At 66.7% G+C, this 790-nt stretch carries 1 pseudogene and 1 other annotated feature; the pseudogene reads left to right on the top strand.

The features are described 5' to 3' along the window. Nucleotides 1–51 precede the first annotated feature (51 nt). A pseudogene (locus tag AC2W7A_RS13020) lies at nt 52–790 on the top strand (IS3 family transposase); the annotation flags it as partial. Next, nucleotides 330–431 (top strand) — a sequence feature (AL1L pseudoknot). (Overlaps the previous pseudogene by 102 nt.)

The raw sequence follows: 790 nt of genomic DNA, 5'->3' as shown, positions 1-790 counted from the left end.
TGAAGCGCCCTGGGTTTCGTTCCGACCTACTTCCTCAAGGAGGATCGGACCATGCCCCAGAAGTACAGCCCCGAGTTCAAGGCGAAGGCATTGCAGCTCATCGAGGAGCGCATCCGCGCCGAGCAGTGCTCCGGTTGGGCCGCCTGCGCGGCCGTGGGCGAAGCCCTCGGCGGGATCTCACCCCACACCCTGCGGAACTGGTGGAAGCAAAGCCGCGTCGACCGAGGCGAGACCCCCGGTGTGAGCACTGACGAGTGTGAAGAGATGCGCCGGCTGCGCCGGGAGAACCTCGAGCTGCGCCGCGCGAACGAGATCCTGCGCAAGGCCTCGGCTTTTTTCGCAGCGGAACTCGACCGCCCCACGACGAGATGATCGCGTTCATCGACGAACACCGCGATCAGTTCGGGGTCGAGGCCATCTGTCGCACCCTGCGTGCGACAGAGTGTGGGTTCATCACCTCCCGCGGCTACCGCGCCGCGAAGACACGCCCCAGATCTTCGAGAACGCTGCGGGACGAGATCCTCATCGAGGAGATCCGGCGGGTCCACGCGGAGAACTACAGCGTCTACGGCGTCCGAAAGATGCACCACGCCATGGCCCGCGCCGGGTGGGAGATCGGCCGGGACCAGGTCGCCCGCCTGATGAAGCTCGCTGGCGTGGAAGGGGTTCGGCGCGGCCGTAAGCCGATCACCACGAGGCCGGCAGGTGAGCCGGATGCTCGTCCTGACCTGGTCGAGCGCCGCTTCACTGCCGAGCGCCCACACCGGCTCTGGGTCGCTGACATCACCTA

The sequence above is a fragment of the Micrococcus sp. LASM2_SD2 genome, from assembly GCF_057364565.1.
Note: the sequence above shows the minus strand (reverse complement) of the source record. Positions and strands in the feature narration are given on the sequence as shown.